Origin of the sequence: Paenibacillus sp. FSL M8-0142 (assembly GCF_038597315.1) — a bacterium.
GTDB lineage: Bacteria > Bacillota > Bacilli > Paenibacillales > Paenibacillaceae > Paenibacillus_AQ > Paenibacillus_AQ lactis.
The window spans coordinates 4,519,893-4,539,812 of record NZ_CP152008.1; the positions used below are offsets into that span (position 1 = coordinate 4,519,893).

Sequence of the window (19,920 nt, forward strand, 5' to 3'; positions counted from 1 at the left end):
AAGCTCACCCCCTCACTCCGTTGTTGCCGCCAGGCAGGGCTTTAAGCGCATCGACCACATGCTCCAGCTTCATTCCCCGCGAAGCCTTCACCAATACGATGTCCTTCTCGGTCACCCGCTTCAGCAGCTCCGTTATAAGCTGTTCCTTGTCCGTGAACGCAAGAACAGCCCCGTCCGGGTAATTCGCCTTTGCCGCCTCCGCCGTGTGCTGAGACAATGGACCGTAGGTCAATACGAGCTCCACTTGATCCGGCGAAAGGTAGCTTCCGATCTCTTCGTGGAATTCCCGCTCGCGCTGCCCAAGTTCAAGCATGTCCCCAAGAACGGCAATGCGGCACCGGTATCCCTTCATGTCGCCCAGCACATCGATCGCAGCCTTCGCGGCCGTCGGGCTGGAATTGTAGGCATCGTTCAGCACCGTCACCCCATGGTTCGTCTCAATCGCCTCGATCCGCATGCTCGTCAGCTTGAGACCAGCGAAGCCGCGGCGAATCTCCTCGTCGCTGACGCCCAGATGGGTCGCTACCGCCATGGCAGCCAGAGCGTTGATGACATTATGGCGTCCGAGCAGCGGAAGGCTGAAGCCCTCGCCCTCATACCGGTTCGAGGTGAACACAATGCCGCGGGCGTGAAACATCATGCCTGTCGGATAAGCGTCATTGGTGTCCCGGCTGCCGAACGTAAAGGTGTTCATGGACGCCGGCTTGACCGTTCCCGGCTCCTGCAGCACCTGATCGATCAGCGGCTCATCACCATGGTATACCAGCAATCCGCCGGGCTTCATGCCGCTCACGATTTCAAGCTTGGCCCGGGCAATCTCTTCCCGCGAGCCGAGCTGAAGCAAATGCGCTTCGCCGATATTCGTGATAACCGCGATATCCGGGCGCGCAATCGAAGAGAGCAGCTCAATCTCATGCCGGCCGCTCATCCCCATCTCGAGCACCGCGATATCCGTATCTTCCTTCATCGCAAGCACCGTTAACGGAAGACCGATATGATTGTTATAATTGCCCTGCGTCTTATGAACTTTGTAACGGGTTTCGAGGAGCGCGGTCACCATGTCCTTCACGGTTGTCTTGCCGTTGCTGCCGGTAATGCCGACCACCTTGGCGCGGCTCTCTGCCAAATAAGCGGCTGCAAGTTTCTGAAGAGCCGACAGAGTGTCATCCACAAGGATGACAGGACCGTCAGGGACCATGTCATGATCCCGCTGCCATAGCAGCGCGCCGGCGCCAGCTGCAAGCACAGCCGCCCCGAATTGATGTCCGTCGAATTTTTCGCCGACAATCGGAACAAACAGATTGCCCGGCTGTATCGTGCGGGAGTCGGTTGCGACTCCTTGAATTACAATATCGTTGTCTTGGTTTCGTGAGAGCGTACCGCCGCACATGTCGGCAATGCTCCGCAATGATTTATGGATCACTATTGTCTGCCCCTTATCGCGTCTTTGGCTACGATGCGGTCGTCAAAATCAAGCACTTCGCCCGCAATCAGCTGGTAGGTCTCATGACCTTTCCCCGCAATCAATACTACATCGCCCGGGCTTGCCATTTCAATAGCCTTTTGAATGGCTTCGCGGCGGTCGACAATGAGCTTGTAGCGGTCTTCGGACACGCCGTCCTCAACCAATCCCGCCTCAATATCCTTAAGGATCGCTCCCGGGTCCTCGGTTCGCGGATTATCCGAAGTAACAAGCACGATATCGCTGTATTTGGCAGCGATCTTACCCATGATCGGCCGTTTGGTGCGGTCACGGTCGCCGCCGCAGCCAAACACGGTCAGCACCCGTCCTTCCGCAAATTCATTGACCGTCCGCAGCACGTTTTCGAGCCCGTCGGGCGTATGCGCATAATCGACGATCACCGCATACGGCTGGCCCTCATCGACAACCTCAACCCGGCCGTCGACACCCGGAACGGATTCCAGGCTGCTCTTAATGTCCTCAAGCGGAACGCCTTCAAGCAGCGCTGCAGCAATGGCAGCCATCGCGTTATATACATTGAACTTGCCTACCATCTTGATGGATATATCCGTGCTTCCTCGGAAGGTATCCACATGGAACGACGTGCCCTGCGCAGTAATCGCGATGTTGCTGGCCCGCACATCCGCCTGCTCGCCGAGGCCGTAATAGATGACTTCCGCAGCCGTCTGCTTGGCAAAATATGCGGAAGCCTCGTCATCGGCATTCAGGACCGCATATTTGCGGGACTGTTCGTCCTTGGGAAAAGCGTTGCCAAGGCGGGAGAAAAATAACCCTTTGGCCGCCCGGTATTCTTCCATCGTATGATGATAGTCAAGATGATCCTGCGTCAGGTTCGTAAATATCGCGGTGCGGAAATCCGTGCCCTTGACGCGTCCCTGCTCCAGCGCATGGGAGGAAACCTCCATCACGCAGCACTGCATGCCTGCTTCGGCCATCTCGTTCAGGTTCCGCTGAAGCTCCAGCGCTTCAGGCGTCGTGCGCGGCATTGGGAACGACTTGCCGGCGTATCGCATCTGAATGGTTCCGATCAATCCGGTCTTTAAACCATGATCATTCATGATTTTCTCGATCAGATAGGTGGTCGTTGTCTTGCCGTTCGTTCCCGTCACGCCGATGATCTTCATCCGCGAGCTAGGCTGATTGAAGAACGCATTGGCAAGCCCGGCCATCGCGAACCGGCTGTCCTTTACGATGATCTGGGGAAGGTGGATGTCAAGCTTCCGCTCCACGACCAGGGCAACTGCGCCCCGCTCGGCAGCCTGGGCGGCAAAGTCATGGCCGTCCACGGTATGACCCGGAAGGCATATAAACAGATCGCCCGGCTTTACTTCCCGAGAATCAACTTGGATTCCGGTAATTTCAACGTCACCGGCGCAGTCGATCACGGCGGCTGCCAGCACGGATGATAATTCGTTCAATTTCATGGATATCCCTCTCTCTATATATCCGTATCATCCGGCACGGCGTCTATCCGGATGATACGGCTTAATGTTCGTGTTTCGCTTCGTCCGGAGCCTCGCCCATGTAGATACGGATCGTGGATCCCCGCTCCACTCGGCTTCCCGGCTTCGGCGCCTGGGAAATGACCGTGTTGCCGGTCCCCGACTTGGCCAGGTTAAAGTTCATGTTCAAGTCCTCGTAGAGCTCCTGAACCGTCGCTCCAACCAGATCCGGCACGGTTACGGTCGGCACTTCCCCATATTTGTAATCGCGGGGAAGCTGATCCTTCCGCGGCGGAATATTCATATAGTGCAGCGCATCCTCCAAGATGTTCTGCACGATCGGAGCCGCAACCACGCCCCCGAATTGAATTCCCTTCGGATTGTCGACCGCGGTATACACAACGATCTCAGGATCGTCCGCCGGCGCGAAGCCGATAAAGGATACGATATGCTCGGTGGAGGAATAACGTCCGTTCACGACCTTCTGGGCCGTCCCGGTCTTCCCGCCGACGCGGTAGCCGTCGATGAAGGCAGGCCGTCCGGTTCCTTTGGCCACGACGCTTTCCAGCGCTTCGCGGACCTGCTTGGACGTCTCTTCCGAGATGACCTGCCTCACCATCTGCGGCTTCACTTCCTCCACCACCTCGCCGGTTTCCGGATGGATCCATGCCTTGGCCACATAAGGTTTGTAGAGCTTGCCTCCGTTAATGGCGGCAGATACTGCGGCCACCTGCTGGATCGGAGTCACCGAGACCCCCTGGCCGAAGGCCGTCGTCGCAAGCTCAACGGGCCCGACGTTGTCCAGCTTGAACAGGATGCCGTTCTCCTCCCCGTTCAAATCGATCCCCGTCTTCGAGCCGAAGCCGAAATCGCGGATATATTGGAACAGGCTTTCCTTGCCGAGCTTCTGGCCGAGTGCCACAAAGCCCGGGTTGCAGGAGTTCTGGACGACTTCCAAATAGGTCTGGCTGCCATGTCCGCCCCGCTTCCAGCAGCGGAGGCGAGCGCCCCCAACTTCGACTGCGCCTGAATCAAAGAAATGATCATGTTTCAGATCCACCTTCCCCTCTTCCAGCGCTGCGGCCAGCGTGATGATCTTGAAGGTCGACCCCGGCTCGTACGTCATCCAGATCGGAAGATTCCGATTGTACGTCTCGGGGGAGAATTCCTGATAATTCGCTGGCGAGTAGCTCGGACGGCTGGCCATGGCCAAAATCTCGCCCGTCTTCGGATTCATGGCGATGGACCAAGCCCCATTGGCCTGGTATTTCACCATCGCCTGATCAAGCTCCCGTTCCATAATGGACTGAATCGATTTATCGATCGTCAGCTCCAGATTCAAGCCGTTACGCGGTTCCTTATACGTCTCGGTGGAGCCCGGCATCAGCCTGCCCCCCGCATCCGACAGGTACGAGATATTCCCGTTGAACCCTTTCAGCTTATCGTCATGCTTCGCTTCCAAGCCGGTAAGTCCCTGATTGTCAATTCCCGCAAATCCCAAAATATGTGCGGCAAGATCGCCGTATGGATAATAACGCTTGTTGTCTTCGGCAACAACGATACCCGGCAGCTTCAAATCACGAATTTCCTGCGCCAGCTCCATCGTAATTTTACGCCCTCCGGGTTTGATTTGTTCCACCATGGATTTCCGTTTGGTAATGGCCTTCTTCACATCGGCTTCGCCTACCCCCAACATCCCGGAGAGCGTCTTGGCTGTTTCATCGGGGTTTTGGATCTGCGCCGGAATGGCCCATATGGTCGGCGTCGTGATGTTGGTTACAAGCGCGGTGCCGTTTCTATCGAGAATCTCGCCCCGCTTCGCCGAAAACGGAATGGCCCGGCGCCACAGCTCCTCTGCTTTCGCTGACAGCTCCGCGCCCTTTCCGATTTGGACATACCCCAGCCTGACGATCAATGCCGAGAACAGCAGGAGCAGCAGCAGCAGGCTCCAGAGCAGACGGCGCCGCTGTGATACCTTGGATACTTTCACCTTAAGCTTCCCTCCCCGTTTGAACCCGAAAGCTCATGAAATGCCTTCATCACATGAGTATTCGGGACAAACCGGGGATAGAACAAGCTATTCCTTGTCCTCTTCGCTTCCCGCCGCCTGGTCGGCGGCATCGGTTGCCTTCTCTTCTTGAGTTGCGGTTCCGGATTCAGCTTCGTTTTCGTTTTCGGTTTCGGTTTCGATTTCAGCTCCGGTTCCGCTGTCGCTTGCCTCCGACTTATCCTCGGCAGGCGTCAGTGTCAGATGCACGGTCCGCTGGCCGTTCTCACTCGTTTCCATTTGCTTGGTAACGTAGCCTTCGCCCTGGACCATGACCTTGACCCGCATCAGGGTCAGAACCTCCATCGCATCGCGAAGCGACTCGCCCTGCAAATTCGGAATTGACATCGTTGCTTCATCCTCGGTCAAGAGATAGATGCGCTGCGCGCCGCTGATCGGCGTGCCTGGCTCCGGAAACTGCTTCTTCACGGTGCTTCCGCTGCCGAGCGTCTCGAATACAACGCCCTCCTCGAGCAGCTTGGCCTTCGCTTCGCTTACCTTCATGCCCGTCATTTTCGGAGCTTCATAAGCCCCGTCGGGAATTACGGTCTCCTTCGACTTGCCCTTCTCCTCTGCATTCGATTTCGGGACGCCCCAGTAAGTCAGCGACTTGGATACGATCTCTTTGAAAATCGGGGCAGCGAGCTTACCTCCACCGACTTCCTCGTTCGGCTCGTCGATAATGACCAGGACGGCGATCTTCGGATCCTCCACCGGCGCGTAACCGATAAAGGAGACAACCTGCTTGGTTGTATCCTTATAACCGCCAGTGGATTTAACGGCAGTACCTGTCTTCCCTGCTACCCGGTAACCGTCGATATATGCCGCGTGCCCCGTACCTTTGTCTTCGTCGGCAACGACCTGCTCGAGATATTTGCCGGTTTCCCTGGCTGACTCGGGCGAGATGACCTGGCGGACCATCTCCGGCTCGATCTTCTCGGTCTTGCCGGTGTTCGGATCCTCGATCTCCTTCACCAAATGCGGCTTCATCAGCTTGCCGCCGTTCGCGACGGCCGAGATGGCCGCAATTTGCTGGATCGGCGAGACCGATACGGCATAGCCGTAGGTCATGGAGGCGATATCCGCATCATAAGTCATATTAAGGATGCTGGAGGTTTCGCCCGGAAGGTCGATGTTGGTCTTTTCCGCGAAGCCGAATTGCTTGATATAGTTGGTGAGCCGCTCCTTGCCAAGCATTTCGTACCCCAGCTTGACGAAGGCCACGTTACTCGACCGCTTTACGCCTTCCAGATACGTAATCGGCCCCCATCCTTCCGGACGGATGTCTTTGTGGGTTCGCCCCCCGGCCCGGATGGTACCTGACTGGTAAGCTGCATTCGGGTTGAACAGCTTCTCCTGGATGGCGCTGGCCAAGGTGACGATCTTGAAGGTTGACCCCGGCTCGTACCGCGATCTTACCGCATGATTGTAAAAGTTCTTGTATTCCGATTCCCAGTATGTATTGGGATTATAGGTCGGCAGGTTCGCCATGCCGAGGATTTCTCCGGTCTTCGGATCCGCCGCGATCACCGTCATGCTGATCGGCTTGTATTTGTCAAACGTTTCGCGCATCGCGTCCTCGATATAATACTGGATTGTATCATCGATCGTCAGCAATAAATTTTTCCCATTTATGGCAGGCTGGTATAAATCATCCTGGCTCGGCAGCTTGACGCCCTTCTTGTCGCTCTTGTAGGAGGCAAACCCGTCCTTTCCCCGCAAGTAGTCGTCGTAAAAGGCCTCAATGCCGCCGACCGCTTTTCCTTGGAGATCCGTATATCCTACAACATGCGCTGCCCGCGTATCTTTCGGATAGTAGCGCTTCTGTTCCAGCCGGAGGTCGATGCCCGAATCGGCGATCTTACCGTCTTTCTTTAGCATCTGCTCCAGGCTCTTCTTCAGCTCTTCAACCTTGTCCTTGGTCTCCTCGTCGATCTTCCAGCCCTCGCTGCGGACCTCGCGCCCATGCAGATATTCTCCCTTATCGTTCTTGGCCCGGACCATTTCCCGAAGCTCGTCCTCATCCTTGCCGAGAATGTCATGCAGCCCCTTAACGACATCCTCCTCCAGGCCGTTCGCCTGAATGACCTTCGGATTGACGACCACGGTATAGGCCGGCGCATCCATGGCCAGAATATCGCCGTCCCGGTCCATGATCGTCCCCCGGGATGCCGGGAGATCCTGCGAGCGGGACCAGCGCTTCATCGCTTGCGCCTTCCAGAAATCGTTGTCGATGACCTGCAGCCAGAACACCCGACCAATTAATAAAGCAAAAAAGAGGGTTATACATCCCCCTATTAGCACGGTGCGCAGTTTGATTTTTTTAACCATTGGCGTAACCTCACACTTTAATCATTTTGTCCGGATTTCGAAGCCTCTGTTCCGGATTGTCCGGAAACCGGCGACAAATGAATGGCGTCTGTTTCATCAATGGGCACGTAGCCAAGCTCTTTTGCCTTGTCCAAAATTTGCATCTCCAGCGTCTGCTTCTCGACTTGAAGCTGTGTAACCGTCCGTTTCCCTTTCTGAATATTATTCTCCGTTACATGAATCTGCCGATTCAGGTCATAGGAATGAACATGGCTCATGCCGATCACGCCCATGACGACAACCATGAATACCACGGACAACAAATACAGAAGCTTTTCTTTCTGGGGTAATTGGGAACGGCGTTTGATGACTTTCGTCTTCTCGAGATAGGCGGACTGCGTTTCCTTCTGTCTCTCCTGTACAGCCAAATTACCGCGTGTGTATGCCATGGCGATTCTCCTTCTTCAGGTATAATGTGTGCTACTGTTTTTCTGCAATTCGCAGCTTCGCCGATCTTGCTCTCGGATTGCCCTCAATTTCCTCCGCCGACGGTATGATCGGCTTGCGGTTCACCAGCTTCAAATCCCCCTGGCCGCCTCCGCATACGCACATTGGAAAATCCGGAGGGCAAGTGCATTTAGGAATATACGAATTGAAAATCTGCTTGCAGATCCGGTCTTCCAGCGAATGGAACGTGATCACGGACACTCTTCCCCCCGGGGCGAGGCATCTCACCGCCTGATGCAGCGCATCCTGGAATGCGCCAAGCTCATCATTGACCGCAATCCGGAACGCCTGAAAGCTGCGCTTCGCCGGATGGCCGCCCGTACGTCTTGCCGCTGCCGGAATTCCTTCCTTAATTAATTCGACAAGCTCCCCGGTTGTCTGAATAGGCCTCTGTGCCCTTCTTTCCGCAATGACCTTGGCGATGCGGCGTGAAAATTTCTCCTCGCCGTATTCGTGCAAAATTCGCGAAATCTCCTGCTCCGGCCACTCGTTGACGATCGTTGCAGCGGTCAACTCGGCGGATTGATCCATCCGCATATCCAGCGGCGCATCGTGATTGTAGCTGAACCCTCTCTCTCCCTCATCGAATTGGGGAGAAGACACGCCCAAATCAAAGAGTATACCGTCAACTTGCGGCTGTTCGTTCCCGCCTGGCGTCGTTTCGCTCCGGAGCACCTCCTCCAGATCCCGAAAATTCGTCTTGACGAGCGTAATCCGGTCTGCGTAAGGCTTCATTACTTCCCGGGCATTATTCAATGCCCAATCGTCCTGATCCAATGCGATCAACCGGCCTTTCGAACTTAGCTGGGAAGCAATGAGCGAGCTATGCCCCGCGCCTCCAAGCGTACAGTCAACGTATATACCATCTGGTTTGATGCGCAGCCCTTCTGTCGCTTCTTGCTTAAGCACCGTGATGTGATGGAACAAAGCTGCAGCCCTCCATTGTGTCTGAATTCAACATTCTAGTCGTTTACATTTGCTGCTCAATCGTCAAGTACTACTGCAAGCCGTTTAAAGATCGAAATCAAAATCGACCAGCTTCTCGGCGATGTCGTTGAATGTCTCCTCCGACTGCTCGTAGTACTTCTGCCACTGCTCCTTGCTCCAGATCTCCACGCGGTTGGATACGCCGATAACGACGCACTCCTTCTCCAGCTTGGCGAACTCGCGCAAATTGCCCGGCAAATTTACCCTTCCCTGTTTATCCCATTCGCATTCGGTTGCCCCGGAAAAGAAAAACCGGGTGAATGCGCGGGCATCCGACTTCATGAGCGGCAGGGATTTGAGCTTCTGCTCCATAATGGACCATTCTTCTCTGGGGTATACAAATAGGCATTGGTCCAATCCGCGGGTAACAACAAACGAGGCGCCTAAGAGCTCCCGAAATTTAGCGGGGATGATGATTCTTCCCTTGTCATCAATGCTATGCTGAAACTCCCCCATAAACATCAGGCATTCCACCCCTTAACCCCGTTTCCCCACTTTGCACCACTTTCCACCACTTTAGGATAATAGATTCGGCGTCAAGAATCAAATTCCTTCAAGCGGGATTTTGTTTTTTTGGTTATTTCTCTCAAGATGACCGCACCAAAGAACCTCCTTCCAAATCCCTGCCGGGAATGGAAGGAGGTTCTCAAGTGTTAAGGTGCCGTATAGGTTTAATGCTGGGCCCAGCTATCCAAGTAAGCTTTCTGCTCAGCGCTCAAGCTGTCGATTTGAATGCCTAGACTTTCCAGCTTATAAAGCGCCACTTGCTCATCCAACTCATAAGGAACGTTCAGCACCCGCGTACCGATCTGCTGATATTGTTCATTTACATACTTCAGGGACAGCGCCTGAAGCGCAAAGGTCATATCCATAATTTCAGCCGGATGGCCGTCGCCCGCTGCCAGATTGACGAGGCGGCCTTCGGCCAGCAAGTAAATTTTGCGTCCGTCTTTCAGATGATATTCCTCAATATTGCGGCGAACGGTGCGAACCGACTGGGCGCGCTCGGCCAAATCCGGCTTGTTGACCTCCACATCGAAATGTCCCGCATTCGATAGGATGGCTCCGTCCTTCATGACATCGAAGTCCTCGCCGCTGATTACGTCGCGGTTGCCGGTTACGGTAACGAAGAAATCCCCCAGCTTCGCCGCTTCGCGCATCGGCATCACCCGGAAGCCGTCCATATAGGCTTCAACCGCTTTAATCGCATCCACCTCGGTAACAATGACATTGGCACCAAGACCTTTGGCCCGCATCGCAACCCCTTTGCCGCACCAGCCGTAGCCGACGACAACCACTGTTTTTCCAGCCACGACCAGATTCGTCGTCCGATTAATGCCGTCCCATACGGATTGGCCCGTACCGTAGCGGTTATCGAATAAATATTTGCAGTATGCATCATTGACGGCCACCATCGGGAATTTTAACGCCCCTTCTTTCTCCAGGGACTTTAGTCGCAGAATGCCGGTCGTTGTTTCTTCCGCCCCGCCGCGAACCCCTTCAAGCAGGTCTGTGCGCTCAGCATGCAAAATCGTAACGAGATCGCCGCCGTCATCAATAATGAGATCGGGTCTCGTCTCCAATGTCGAGATGAGATGCTGTTTATATTCTTCCGGATCGGGATTATATTTCGCGAACACGGTAATGCCGTCCTCCACCAAAGCCGCGCACACATCGTCCTGTGTGGACAGCGGGTTGCTGCCGGTGATGGTCACTTCGGCTCCCCCGGCCTGAATGACTTTTGCAAGATAGGCGGTCTTCGCTTCCAGATGCAAGGAGATGGCGACCTTCAAGCCTTTGAACGGAAGCTCCCGTTCGAACTGCTCCCGCACCCGGTTCAGTACCGGCATGTGCGCCTTCACCCAATCAATCTTCAAATGACCCTCCGGCGCCAACTTGACGTCGGCGATGCTGCTGTTCTGTAATGCAGATGAGCTCATACAACTAACCTCCTATGGTCTGTTTAATGCATACCGGCTTATTATATGAATACGACACGATGGGTGCCCGAACCTTCATACGGGATTTCCATCAGGCGGTCCACCAGAGTCAGCCCGTAGCGGTTCATGTATTCTACGATGTTGTACACCCTTTCCTGAGGGCTGCCCTCAGGCAGAAGCGACACTTCGATCCGCTTCCACTGCGCCAAAGCTGCTTCATGCTGCTGGGCCAATGCGCTTTTTGATCTGCTGAGCAGGAAATCCATCTGCTCCAAGATTTTCTCGCGGTTCGTTTCCCCTAATTTTAACAGTCCCGCCTGCATTTTACCAATATCTTCTATCAAAGGCTGGTACAGCGTCTCAAACGCATCCTTCGTTTGGGCAAACCGTTCATCCAAATTCAGCTTGTCTTGGCCAGCCAGCCACGCATCCCGCTTCTCCGCTAGATTGAGCAGCACGTCCTGGAAGGTCAGCTCATACTTATCCATGTATTTATGAACGGTCCCATCCAGAAGCGTAAAGGACATTCTCGGGATGATCAGCGGCATCCGCAATCCCAGATCGGCAAAAGCGTCGCGGGTGATCGCCCAATACGAAATCTCGCCTGGGCCGAGAATGGTTCCGAGTACGGGGAGCAGTGAGTCCTGCATGATCGGACGGGTCAGCACATTGTTGCTGAACCGGGCCGGATGCTTATGCAGCTCGTCGAGAAGCTCCTGCCGTGTAAAGGATACGAGGCCCTTCCGGTCCGTGTAGACATCCCCCTCACGGAACAGCAGAAGCCGTCTGCCTTCATGCACGTAGAAGAGATTCGCCCCATTCTCCGCGGCCTCCGCCTGAACTTCATAGCCCCGTCCGGCGATTTCTTTAGCCGCAGCCTGGTAGGAGCGGCATAAATCTTCATTACGCTTGATCATCGCTTCGAATACGGGAACCTCCAGCTCCCGCAGCGCAGGGTCGGCGGAATCGAGTAAAATCAATCCGTATTTGCCGAACATCCCGCCGAGCAGCCTTGCAAAAGCATCGCTTAAACAGGGGGCATCCTGGACCGATTCGCTGACCAGCCTCAACAACTCGCCCTTGTGTTCGCTGTCAGGTAGCTGCTGCTGCAGCTCGTTCAGCAGCCCGTCCCAATCCGCACGGTCTACTTTCGTATAGCTGACAGAGGTTCTCAGTGCATCCTTCGGATCCAGCTTCACCTTGGCAAGGCTCTGATCCGGGGACAAGAAATACGTGTGATTCACCTCGTCCCAATCATGATCTTCCCCAGCGATCCAAAATACAGGCACCACCGGTCGGTTGAGCCGCCGCTGTGCTTCCCGGGCAGACTGGATGATCGTGATGGCCTTGTATACAACGAGCAGCGGACCTGTAAACAACCCGCTTTGCTGCCCGCCGACCATCACCAGCGTACCCTGCTGCTCCAGTGAATCCAGCGACGTATGTACTGCAGGATGATTATTGTGCTTCTTATTATATGCCCGAAGACAACTGACCAGCGCCTTGCGCGGCGTGCGCTTGTCTTCCGAAAGGTCCAGCCATGCTGCCCGCTCGGCAAAACTTCGCTCGCTGCGGAAATCTCCACCGTATAATCCGCTGACTTGATCGAAACGGTGAATATAGTCCTGAGCAAGACGCGAGGCGAGGTGTAATGGTTCCGGAACGATATTCATGAGGTCGCCTCCTATTCTTTCGTCGCCAAAATTCCAATATGTGTACGATCATTTATTCTAACCTAATAAAACCTTTCTTGATTGTACCGAATGTTGGTATTGTGCGTCAAAGGAAAAGAATAGCCGCCGGCATGATTGCCTGCGGCTATTTCTACTTGTCAAGGCCGAATTATGCGTAAGCCTTGGCAACCCAATGGCCCTTGGATACCTCGACCAGTTCGGTATCATCCACATCCAGCTGAACCGTTCCGTCCTCTCCTTTGGCGGCCGAAATCGGTCCCTGCATGTCATTTTCCATTTTAAGACGCGTTTTGTTCGCCTCGATTTCCGGATCCGGAATCGGAATGGCGGACAGCAGCGTTTTGGTGTAAGGATGGATCGGGTTGGCATACAGCTCTTCACTGTCCGCCAGCTCGACCATTTTCCCGAGATACATCACCGCTACGCGGTCGCTGATATGCTTGACCATCGACAGGTCGTGAGCGATGAAGAGGTACGTCAATCCGAGACGGTTCTGCAAATCCTTCAGCAGGTTGACCACCTGAGCCTGAATGGATACGTCGAGCGCCGAGATCGGCTCGTCGCATATGATGAATTTCGGATTGACCGCAAGCGCGCGCGCAATGCCGATCCGCTGCCGCTGACCGCCCGAGAACTCGTGGGGATAACGCGTTGCATGATCGCTGTTCAGGCCGACCATGTCAAGCAGCTCCTCAATCCGCTTCTTGCGCTCTGCGCGGCTTCCGGCCATGCCGTGAATATCCAGCGCTTCACCGATAATATCCGAAACCGTAAATCTCGGATTCAGCGATGCATACGGATCCTGGAAGATCATCTGCATATCGCGCCGCATCGCCTTCATTTTCTTCGGCGACAGCTTGTAAATGTCCGTACCATTAAAGTTAACACTGCCTGCCGTCGGCTCGTACAAACGCAGAATCGTCCGACCCGCCGTAGATTTGCCGCAGCCGGATTCCCCGACCATGCCGAGCGTTTCGCCTTCGCGGATATAGAAGTTCAGGTTGTCGACCGCCTTGAGCACATTGCCCCCGCCGACATTAAAGTATTTCTTGAGGCCTTTCACTTCAATCAGATGGTTATCCTTCATGAGCTTTGCGCCTCCTTCGCCATCGGATGCAAATTCCAGCAGCGCGCCATATGCGTGTCGCTGAATTCCGTCGCTCCCGGGTCGATCCGTTCGCAAATCTTCATCGCCTCATCGCAGCGGGCGCAGAAAGGACAGCCGACAGGCGGCTTGATCAGATCCGGCGGCGTTCCGATGATCGGAATGAGCGGCTCGTCCTTCTTCTGATCCAGGCGCGGCATGGAACGAAGCAGACCTTTCGTGTAGGGGTGCTGGGGATTTTTAAAGATCTCCCATTTCGTTCCGGTCTCTACCACTTCGCCCGCATACATAACGATCACGCGATCGCACATGCCGGCCACGACCCCAAGGTCATGGGTGATCAGAATAATCGACGTGCCGAGACGCTGCTGCATTTCTTTCATGACATCCATGATTTGAGCTTGGATCGTCACGTCCAGCGCCGTTGTCGGTTCGTCCGCAATAAGCAGCGTCGGCTTGCAGGCAAGCGCGATCGCGATCATCGCACGTTGACGCATGCCGCCCGAAAATTCATGCGGGTATTGATCAAACCGTTCCTCGGCATTCTTGATGCCGACGAGCTTCAGCATTTCGATCGCCTGCTTCTTCGCTTCGGAGAACGACATGCGCTGATGCTTCACGAGCACCTCGGTTATCTGCTTGCCGATTTTAATGGTCGGATTCAGCGAGGTCATCGGATCCTGGAAGATCATCCCGATATCCTTGCCGCGGATCGCTTCCATCTGTTTATTCGTTTTTTTGAGAAGGTCCTGTCCTTGGAAAATGACCTCTCCTTTTTTGATCTCTGAGGGCGGCGACGGAATCAAACGCATAATGGTCTGGGCGGTAACGCTTTTACCGCTGCCGGACTCACCAACGATGGCAACCGTCTCCCCCTTGCCGACTTCAAAATTCACGCCGCGCACAGCCTTTACCTCGCCGCCTCGGACACGAAACGATACGTTGAGGTCTTTAACCTGCAAGATCGGTTCCATACCTTCCCACCTCCTATTTTTTCAATTTCGGATCCAGCGCATCGCGCAAACCGTCACCGAAAATGTTGAATGCAAGCATCGTCAAGCTGATAAACAGAGCCGGGAACAGCATCCGCCAAGGATAGTACATCCATCCCGACAGAGCGTCGTTAATCATGGAGCCCCACGAAGCGACAGGCGCTTGTACGCCAAGACCCAAGAAGCTCAGGAACGCTTCGGAGAAAATCGCGCTCGGCACCGACAACGTCAATGTAACGATGATCGGTCCCATCGCATTCGGAATCAAGTGCCGGAACAACAGCCGCGGCGCGCTTGCGCCCATCGACCGGGAAGCCAGCACGAATTCCCTGTTTTTCAGCTGCATAATTTCGCCTCGCACGATCCAGGACATGTTGATCCATCCTGTAATCGTCAAGGCAAGTATGATCGTCCCAAGACTCGGCTCAAACACGACCAGAAGCAAAATCGTTACCAGCAAATAAGGAATGGAATACAGAATTTCTGCAAATTTATTCATGAATTCGTCGACGCGCCCGCCGAAGTAACCCATAATGCCGCCGTAAATAACGCCGATCATCAGGTCAATGGCTGCCGCCGCAAGGCCAACCGTCAAAGATATGCGAGCTCCCATCCATGTGCGGACAAACACGTCGCGGCCCAGATCGTCCGTACCGAACCAATGCTCGGCGGAAGGCGGAGCGTTCGTATTCATCAAATCATTGGTTTCATAGTCATAATTCGAAATCATCGGTCCGATGATCGCCATGATGACAATCAGGATCATGACAACGAGGCCCGTCATCGCAAGCTTATTCTTGCGCAATCGTTCCCAGGAATCCCGCCAGGAAGACAAGCTTTCCCGCTGGATGACTTCGGACTGCTTCTCATCCGGACCGATCTTCCGGAAGTCTTCAGGCGTTAATTGCTGAGCGGCCGGATGAGGCATTCCCTGTTCTGTCGCCATGTTTACCCCTCCTTCCCGCCGGATAGTTTAATGCGCGGATCCACAAATACGTATACGATGTCTGTAACAAAACGCGCCAGCATCAGCAGGATGCCGTAGAAAATCGTAATCCCCATGATCACCGTATAGTCACGGTTCGTAATGCTCTCCACAAACTGCTTGCCGATGCCGCCGATACCAAAAATTTGCTCGATAACGACAGAACCGGTAATGATATTGGCAGTCATTGGACCGACATACGTAACCACCGGCAGGATGCCGTTGCGGATGACATGGCGGAACATGATTGCAAACCAGTTAAGTCCTTTGGCTTTTGCTGTCTTGATATAATCCGAATGAAGCACTTCCAGCATGCTGGAGCGTGTCAAACGGGCGATAAACGCGATCGGCTGTGCGGACAAAGCCATGACAGGCAGGACATAATCGAGCGGACCGTCAAAGCCCATGACATTGAACAGGCCGGCTTTCTCCGCCAATACGAACTGCAGCATGGATGCCAGGACGAAGCTCGGAACCGCGATCCCGAGAACCGAGATAATCATCGCTAGATTGTCAATCAGCTTCCGGTGATAAAGTGCTGCCAGCATCCCCAGCAGTACACCGACGATTACGGAGACGACAATCGCGATCAGACCCAACCGAAGCGAAGGTCCGAACGTATCTACTATAATATCGGTGACCGATTGCCCCTGATGCTTCATAGACAAACCGAAATCACCTTGAATGATATTACCTAAATATTTCGTGTATTGTTGAAAAACCGGTTTATCCAAATCATACTGCTCCATCAGCCTCGCCAAGATTTCAGGCGATGGTTTTTTCTCTCCCATAAACGGATCTCCCGGTATGGCCTTCATAAGAAAAAAAGTGGCTGAGATCAGTATGAACAAGGATACAAGCATGTAAAAAAACTTACTCGCCACATACCTCAGCATTCTTGTCGTCCTCCTGCTCCTGTTGTTCTATACCAAGCCGTCTATTTCATTGTAGTCTTCCCTAATCAAATGAGCATCCAATAAGTTTCACCAAGGGACACAGGATTTGGTAACCGGGCGCTCATACAAAAAATCGGGATATATATGAGGTGTTAGAAGCCCCACATATATATCCCGAACTGCAACCTTTTAGAGGTTGTTCAAAAAGTCGTCTTTTAAACCGACTTTTTGAACATGCACTTTTATAAAGGAATTACAGAAGACTACTCGATATACGCACGTGTGAAATCGATATCGCCTTTATAATCAAGATGGAGGTTCTTCACCCAAGGTTTAACCAGGGAAACGCTAGAGTAGTAGTAGATCGGCATAACAACCTGGTTGTCCTGAACGAGAATCTTCTCCGCTTGAGACATCAATTCCATGCGCTTCGCATTGTCGCTGGTAGCATAAGCTTCCTTGACAAGCTTGTCATACTCTTCGCTCTTGAAGCCGGTATCGTTGTTGCCGCCGGTCGATGTCCACATGTCGATATAGGTCATCGGGTCGTTGTAGTCGGCTCCCCATCCGGAACGTGCAATTTGGTAGTTGAGATCCGTGCGGTTCTTCAAGAATACGCCCCACTCTTGGTTTTGAACCTTAACCGTTACGCCAAGGTTGTTCTTCCACATATCCGCGATGGCCAGCGCAATCTTCTTGTGGTTGTCATCGGAGTTGTGGATCAGCGTAACCTCCGGCAAAGTCGTATAGCCTTTTTCCTTCATGCCTTGTTCGAGCAGCTTCTTCGCTTCTTCCAGATTCTCATTGAAGTAGTTGTCCGGAACTTCTTTACGGTATTCATCCTTCTCGCCTTTAATGCCCGGAGGAACGAAGCCGTAAGCCGGGAGCTGTCCGCCTTGCGTAATTTTCTCTACGATCGCCTTGCGGTCGATTGCCATCGCAAAGGCTTTACGAATGTTTACGTTATCAAACGGTTCTTCCGTTGTATTGAAGATATAGAAGTACGTCGAGGCGATCCCCTTGATCACAAGCTCATCGCCAAGCTCTTTCTTCACCGCATTCAGCTGGTCTGTCGGAATGTTTCCTGTCGGATGTCCGGCATAATCCAGCTCGTCGTTACGGTAGCTTGCAAGCTCGGTCGCAGAGCTGTTAACGATGCTCATTTGTACTTTCTCAAGCTTGATGGAAGCTTTGTCCCAATACTGGTCGTTCTTCACAAGCTCGATCTTTTGGCCCTTCGTCATTTGTGAAACTTTGAACGGACCATTGCCGATCAACGTATCCGGTTTCGTCGCCCAAGAAGCGTTGCCTTCAACGGATTTATGAACCGGGAAATACGTTTGGAAGGACATGAGGCTCAGGAAGTATGGCGTCGGGTTCTCCAGCGTTACTTCCAGCGTGTAGTCATCGGTTGCTTTTACACCGACTTCGTTAGCGTCTTTCATTTCTCCTTTGTTATACGCTTCAGCGTTCTTGATGTAGTACAGCTGGTAAGCGTAAGGGGATGCAGGAGTAAAGTTAGGATCGAGCACGCGCTTCCACGCGAATTCGAAATCCTTGGCCGTTACCGGATCGCCGTTGCTCCATTTGGCGTCCTTGCGAAGGGTGAAAACATATTTGAGGCCATCTTCGGAGATGTCCCATTTTTCCGCTACGCCAGGTTCTTCCGTGCCGTCGGCACCTTTGCGAACCAGACCTTCAAACACAGCGTTGATAACCGTATTCGATGTATTGTCCTGGGACAATCCTGGATCCAATGTCGGAGGGTCGGAGGCAAGGTTCATGCGAAAGACTTGTTCTTTCGGCTTGTTCCCTGTTCCGCTGTTGGCACTTTGATCATTCTTGTCAGCTCCGCATGCGGCCAACACTGAACTGAAGGCAAGAATCAGTGTCATGAGAAGCAGCAGTTTCTTGTGTTTCTTCATCTTGCGTTATCCCCCTCATAAAATAGGTATATGCTTATCGATTATACAACCAGTGGTCAAAAAAATCCATAAATCAGAAAATTGAAAAATCTGCCTGATCCTAGATCTGGCAGATTCCCCAAGTGTTATCTTAACGATTAAGTTGTCCCTATGTAACCTTAATTATGTATGTAAGCAGTCCAAAAAATGTAAAAAGTAAGTATCCAGCGCTTAAGGCGACAAACCCCAGGCGCCACACCGCCCTGACGAGTCTCTTCCCATTGACCCGGCCCTTCCAGCGGTTTTGCGCACTCCCGATCAACCCTGCCGCAATGAGCAGCAGGAGCAAAACCAGATAAAAACCAAATTTTGACTGGAATATAATGTTAAACAAAGCCGAAACCGAGAATATCAAAAAGAAGGTCGTCACATCCATGGCGAGCTCAATCGCCTGCTTACGGCTGTTCCCCTTTCGAATGACGATGAAGTATACCAGGAAAAACGGAATGAATGGAATTACACTCAACCAAAAGAGCAGATTGTTCAAGAAACCCATACTATCGTACCTCCTATATAGTCATTCCCTCAATAAGCTGTAAAATGAGCTCGTGGTGTGGTGTAGCTACTCTATATCTTCTGCCCATGCGGACGATACTTCCGTTAATCCAGGCCGCTTCCGTCGTGCGTCCCTCGAGAACATCCTTCAGCATCGAGGAGGTGTTGTCCGAGGTAGACCGGCAGACTTGCTCGATCTGCTCCCATAAATGGCTCCCGCACGGGATATTACCCGCCTTATATACCGCCATTCCTTCATCGTAAAGCGCCCTCATGATCGCCACCCGCTGCGGCGAGGCCAGCAGCTCTCCGTTTCGAACCCGCCACAAAGCCGTCAGCGGATTGATGACAGCATTCATGAGCAGCTTCCGGTAGATCATCTCTTCCATTTCTTTCGACAAAAACGACTCGAATCCTGCACGGTTAAGCTGTTTCACCAGCTCGATTTCGGCTTCGTCTTCCTGCTCCTGCCCACTGGACCCCTCAGCTTGAGGCAGCCTCCCGATCGTCGTCGTTCCATGTCCTGCATGAAGCACCGAGGCCGGACCCGTACGCTTGGCGCCCTCCGTCGTTATCGCTGCGTAAAGCTCCCAGGCCGGAAGGTAGCGGTTAAGAAGCTCCATATGGCCTGTTCCGTTTTGAAAGCAAATCAACCGGCGTTTCGCATGCCCGAACGGAAGAAGCACTTGCTTTGCCATATCCTCGATGCCCTGCTGTTTTAACATAAGAAAAAGAACATCTGCTCCTTCCGCCCCGCCCCGAGCCGCAAAGGCAGACAGCGGATACGCCTTGATCCGGTCCGGCTGGACCAGCGTCCGTTCGCCGGCCGTATTATCCAATGATATCCCCTCTGTCCCGATTCTCTCCGCCTGCTGAGCGCCGCGGCACCATAATGTGATGTCATTTCCGGCTGCCGCAAGCTTGGCGGCATATAACAGGCCCAAGGAACCGGCCCCCAAAATATGTATGTTCATCCTTACCTCCATCATCGCTAGAAATAACAAAATGCTGTACTAGCTCTAGTATATATCAGAAAGAATTCATATACGCACAAATAACCCGCCAAAGCGCAT

At 53.4% G+C, this 19,920-nt stretch carries 16 protein-coding genes; all 16 read right to left on the bottom strand.

What is annotated here, in order from left to right; all coding sequences use genetic code 11:
- Nucleotides 1-4: 4 nt before the first annotated feature.
- Complete coding sequence (gene murF, locus NSQ46_RS20900; protein WP_342574564.1) at nucleotides 5-1,423, bottom strand: UDP-N-acetylmuramoyl-tripeptide--D-alanyl-D-alanine ligase; 1,419 nt, start codon at nucleotides 1,421-1,423, stop codon at nucleotides 5-7.
- Entirely contained in the window at nucleotides 1,423-2,907 is a 1,485-nt protein-coding gene (locus tag NSQ46_RS20905) for a UDP-N-acetylmuramoyl-L-alanyl-D-glutamate--2,6-diaminopimelate ligase (RefSeq protein WP_342574565.1), read from the bottom strand. Before NSQ46_RS20905 ends, murF begins: the two co-directional genes overlap by 1 nt.
- 61 nt (nucleotides 2,908-2,968) lie before the next feature.
- The gene (locus NSQ46_RS20910; protein WP_007129462.1) at nucleotides 2,969-4,915 is read right to left on the bottom strand and encodes a stage V sporulation protein D; all 1,947 of its coding nucleotides are present in this window, start codon (nucleotides 4,913-4,915) and stop codon (nucleotides 2,969-2,971) included.
- Nucleotides 4,916-5,002: 87 nt separating this feature from the next.
- Entirely contained in the window at nucleotides 5,003-7,303 is a 2,301-nt protein-coding gene (locus NSQ46_RS20915) for a penicillin-binding transpeptidase domain-containing protein (protein ID WP_342574566.1), read from the bottom strand.
- Between the two features lie 17 nt (nucleotides 7,304-7,320).
- Nucleotides 7,321-7,731, bottom strand: a complete 411-nt coding sequence (locus NSQ46_RS20920; RefSeq protein ID WP_342574567.1) for a cell division protein FtsL — start codon at nucleotides 7,729-7,731, stop codon at nucleotides 7,321-7,323.
- 31 nt (nucleotides 7,732-7,762) lie between these two features.
- Entirely contained in the window at nucleotides 7,763-8,716 is a 954-nt protein-coding gene (gene rsmH / locus NSQ46_RS20925; protein ID WP_007129459.1) for a 16S rRNA (cytosine(1402)-N(4))-methyltransferase RsmH, read from the bottom strand.
- 84 nt (nucleotides 8,717-8,800) lie between these two features.
- On the bottom strand, nucleotides 8,801-9,238 hold the full coding sequence (gene mraZ, locus NSQ46_RS20930; protein ID WP_007129458.1) for a division/cell wall cluster transcriptional repressor MraZ: 438 nt from the start codon (nucleotides 9,236-9,238) through the stop codon (nucleotides 8,801-8,803).
- 209 nt (nucleotides 9,239-9,447) lie between these two features.
- Nucleotides 9,448-10,716, bottom strand: coding sequence for an adenosylhomocysteinase (locus NSQ46_RS20935; protein ID WP_144878354.1), 1,269 nt, complete (start codon nucleotides 10,714-10,716; stop codon nucleotides 9,448-9,450).
- A 41-nt stretch (nucleotides 10,717-10,757) separates the two neighbouring features.
- Nucleotides 10,758-12,389 carry a bacillithiol biosynthesis cysteine-adding enzyme BshC gene (bshC, locus tag NSQ46_RS20940; protein WP_342574569.1) on the bottom strand — a complete coding sequence of 544 codons (1,632 nt, stop codon included), beginning with the start codon at nucleotides 12,387-12,389 and terminating at the stop codon, nucleotides 10,758-10,760.
- Nucleotides 12,390-12,558: 169 nt separating this feature from the next.
- On the bottom strand, nucleotides 12,559-13,497 hold the full coding sequence (locus NSQ46_RS20945) for an ATP-binding cassette domain-containing protein (protein ID WP_007129455.1): 939 nt from the start codon (nucleotides 13,495-13,497) through the stop codon (nucleotides 12,559-12,561).
- On the bottom strand, nucleotides 13,494-14,489 hold the full coding sequence (locus NSQ46_RS20950) for an ABC transporter ATP-binding protein (protein ID WP_007129454.1): 996 nt from the start codon (nucleotides 14,487-14,489) through the stop codon (nucleotides 13,494-13,496). The genes NSQ46_RS20945 and NSQ46_RS20950 overlap by 4 nt, the downstream gene beginning before the upstream one ends.
- 13 nt (nucleotides 14,490-14,502) lie before the next feature.
- Nucleotides 14,503-15,453, bottom strand: coding sequence for an ABC transporter permease (locus NSQ46_RS20955; protein ID WP_007129453.1), 951 nt, complete (start codon nucleotides 15,451-15,453; stop codon nucleotides 14,503-14,505).
- Between the two features lie 2 nt (nucleotides 15,454-15,455).
- Nucleotides 15,456-16,388: an ABC transporter permease gene (locus NSQ46_RS20960; protein WP_007129452.1), complete on the bottom strand. Its 933-nt coding sequence runs from the start codon at nucleotides 16,386-16,388 to the stop codon at nucleotides 15,456-15,458.
- Between the two features lie 263 nt (nucleotides 16,389-16,651).
- Nucleotides 16,652-18,313, bottom strand: coding sequence for a peptide ABC transporter substrate-binding protein (locus NSQ46_RS20965; RefSeq protein WP_007129451.1), 1,662 nt, complete (start codon nucleotides 18,311-18,313; stop codon nucleotides 16,652-16,654).
- Between the two features lie 148 nt (nucleotides 18,314-18,461).
- Nucleotides 18,462-18,848, bottom strand: a complete 387-nt coding sequence (locus NSQ46_RS20970) for a DUF3397 domain-containing protein (protein ID WP_007129450.1) — start codon at nucleotides 18,846-18,848, stop codon at nucleotides 18,462-18,464.
- A 13-nt stretch (nucleotides 18,849-18,861) separates the two neighbouring features.
- Complete coding sequence (locus NSQ46_RS20975; RefSeq protein WP_210095267.1) at nucleotides 18,862-19,821, bottom strand: 2-dehydropantoate 2-reductase; 960 nt, start codon at nucleotides 19,819-19,821, stop codon at nucleotides 18,862-18,864.
- Nucleotides 19,822-19,920 lie beyond the last annotated feature (99 nt).

Coding starts and splice junctions, on each gene's coding strand:
- NSQ46_RS20905 (WP_342574565.1), bottom strand. CDS start 2,907: ATGAAATTGAACGAATTATCATCCGTGCTGGCAGCCGCCGTGATCGAC.
- NSQ46_RS20915 (WP_342574566.1), bottom strand. CDS start 7,303: ATGGTTAAAAAAATCAAACTGCGCACCGTGCTAATAGGGGGATGTATA.
- NSQ46_RS20920 (WP_342574567.1), bottom strand. CDS start 7,731: ATGGCATACACACGCGGTAATTTGGCTGTACAGGAGAGACAGAAGGAA.
- mraZ (WP_007129458.1), bottom strand. CDS start 9,238: ATGTTTATGGGGGAGTTTCAGCATAGCATTGATGACAAGGGAAGAATC.
- NSQ46_RS20935 (WP_144878354.1), bottom strand. CDS start 10,716: ATGAGCTCATCTGCATTACAGAACAGCAGCATCGCCGACGTCAAGTTG.
- bshC (WP_342574569.1), bottom strand. CDS start 12,389: ATGAATATCGTTCCGGAACCATTACACCTCGCCTCGCGTCTTGCTCAG.
- NSQ46_RS20945 (WP_007129455.1), bottom strand. CDS start 13,497: ATGAAGGATAACCATCTGATTGAAGTGAAAGGCCTCAAGAAATACTTT.
- NSQ46_RS20950 (WP_007129454.1), bottom strand. CDS start 14,489: ATGGAACCGATCTTGCAGGTTAAAGACCTCAACGTATCGTTTCGTGTC.
- NSQ46_RS20955 (WP_007129453.1), bottom strand. CDS start 15,453: ATGGCGACAGAACAGGGAATGCCTCATCCGGCCGCTCAGCAATTAACG.
- NSQ46_RS20960 (WP_007129452.1), bottom strand. CDS start 16,388: ATGCTGAGGTATGTGGCGAGTAAGTTTTTTTACATGCTTGTATCCTTG.
- NSQ46_RS20965 (WP_007129451.1), bottom strand. CDS start 18,313: ATGAAGAAACACAAGAAACTGCTGCTTCTCATGACACTGATTCTTGCC.
- NSQ46_RS20970 (WP_007129450.1), bottom strand. CDS start 18,848: ATGGGTTTCTTGAACAATCTGCTCTTTTGGTTGAGTGTAATTCCATTC.
- NSQ46_RS20975 (WP_210095267.1), bottom strand. CDS start 19,821: ATGAACATACATATTTTGGGGGCCGGTTCCTTGGGCCTGTTATATGCC.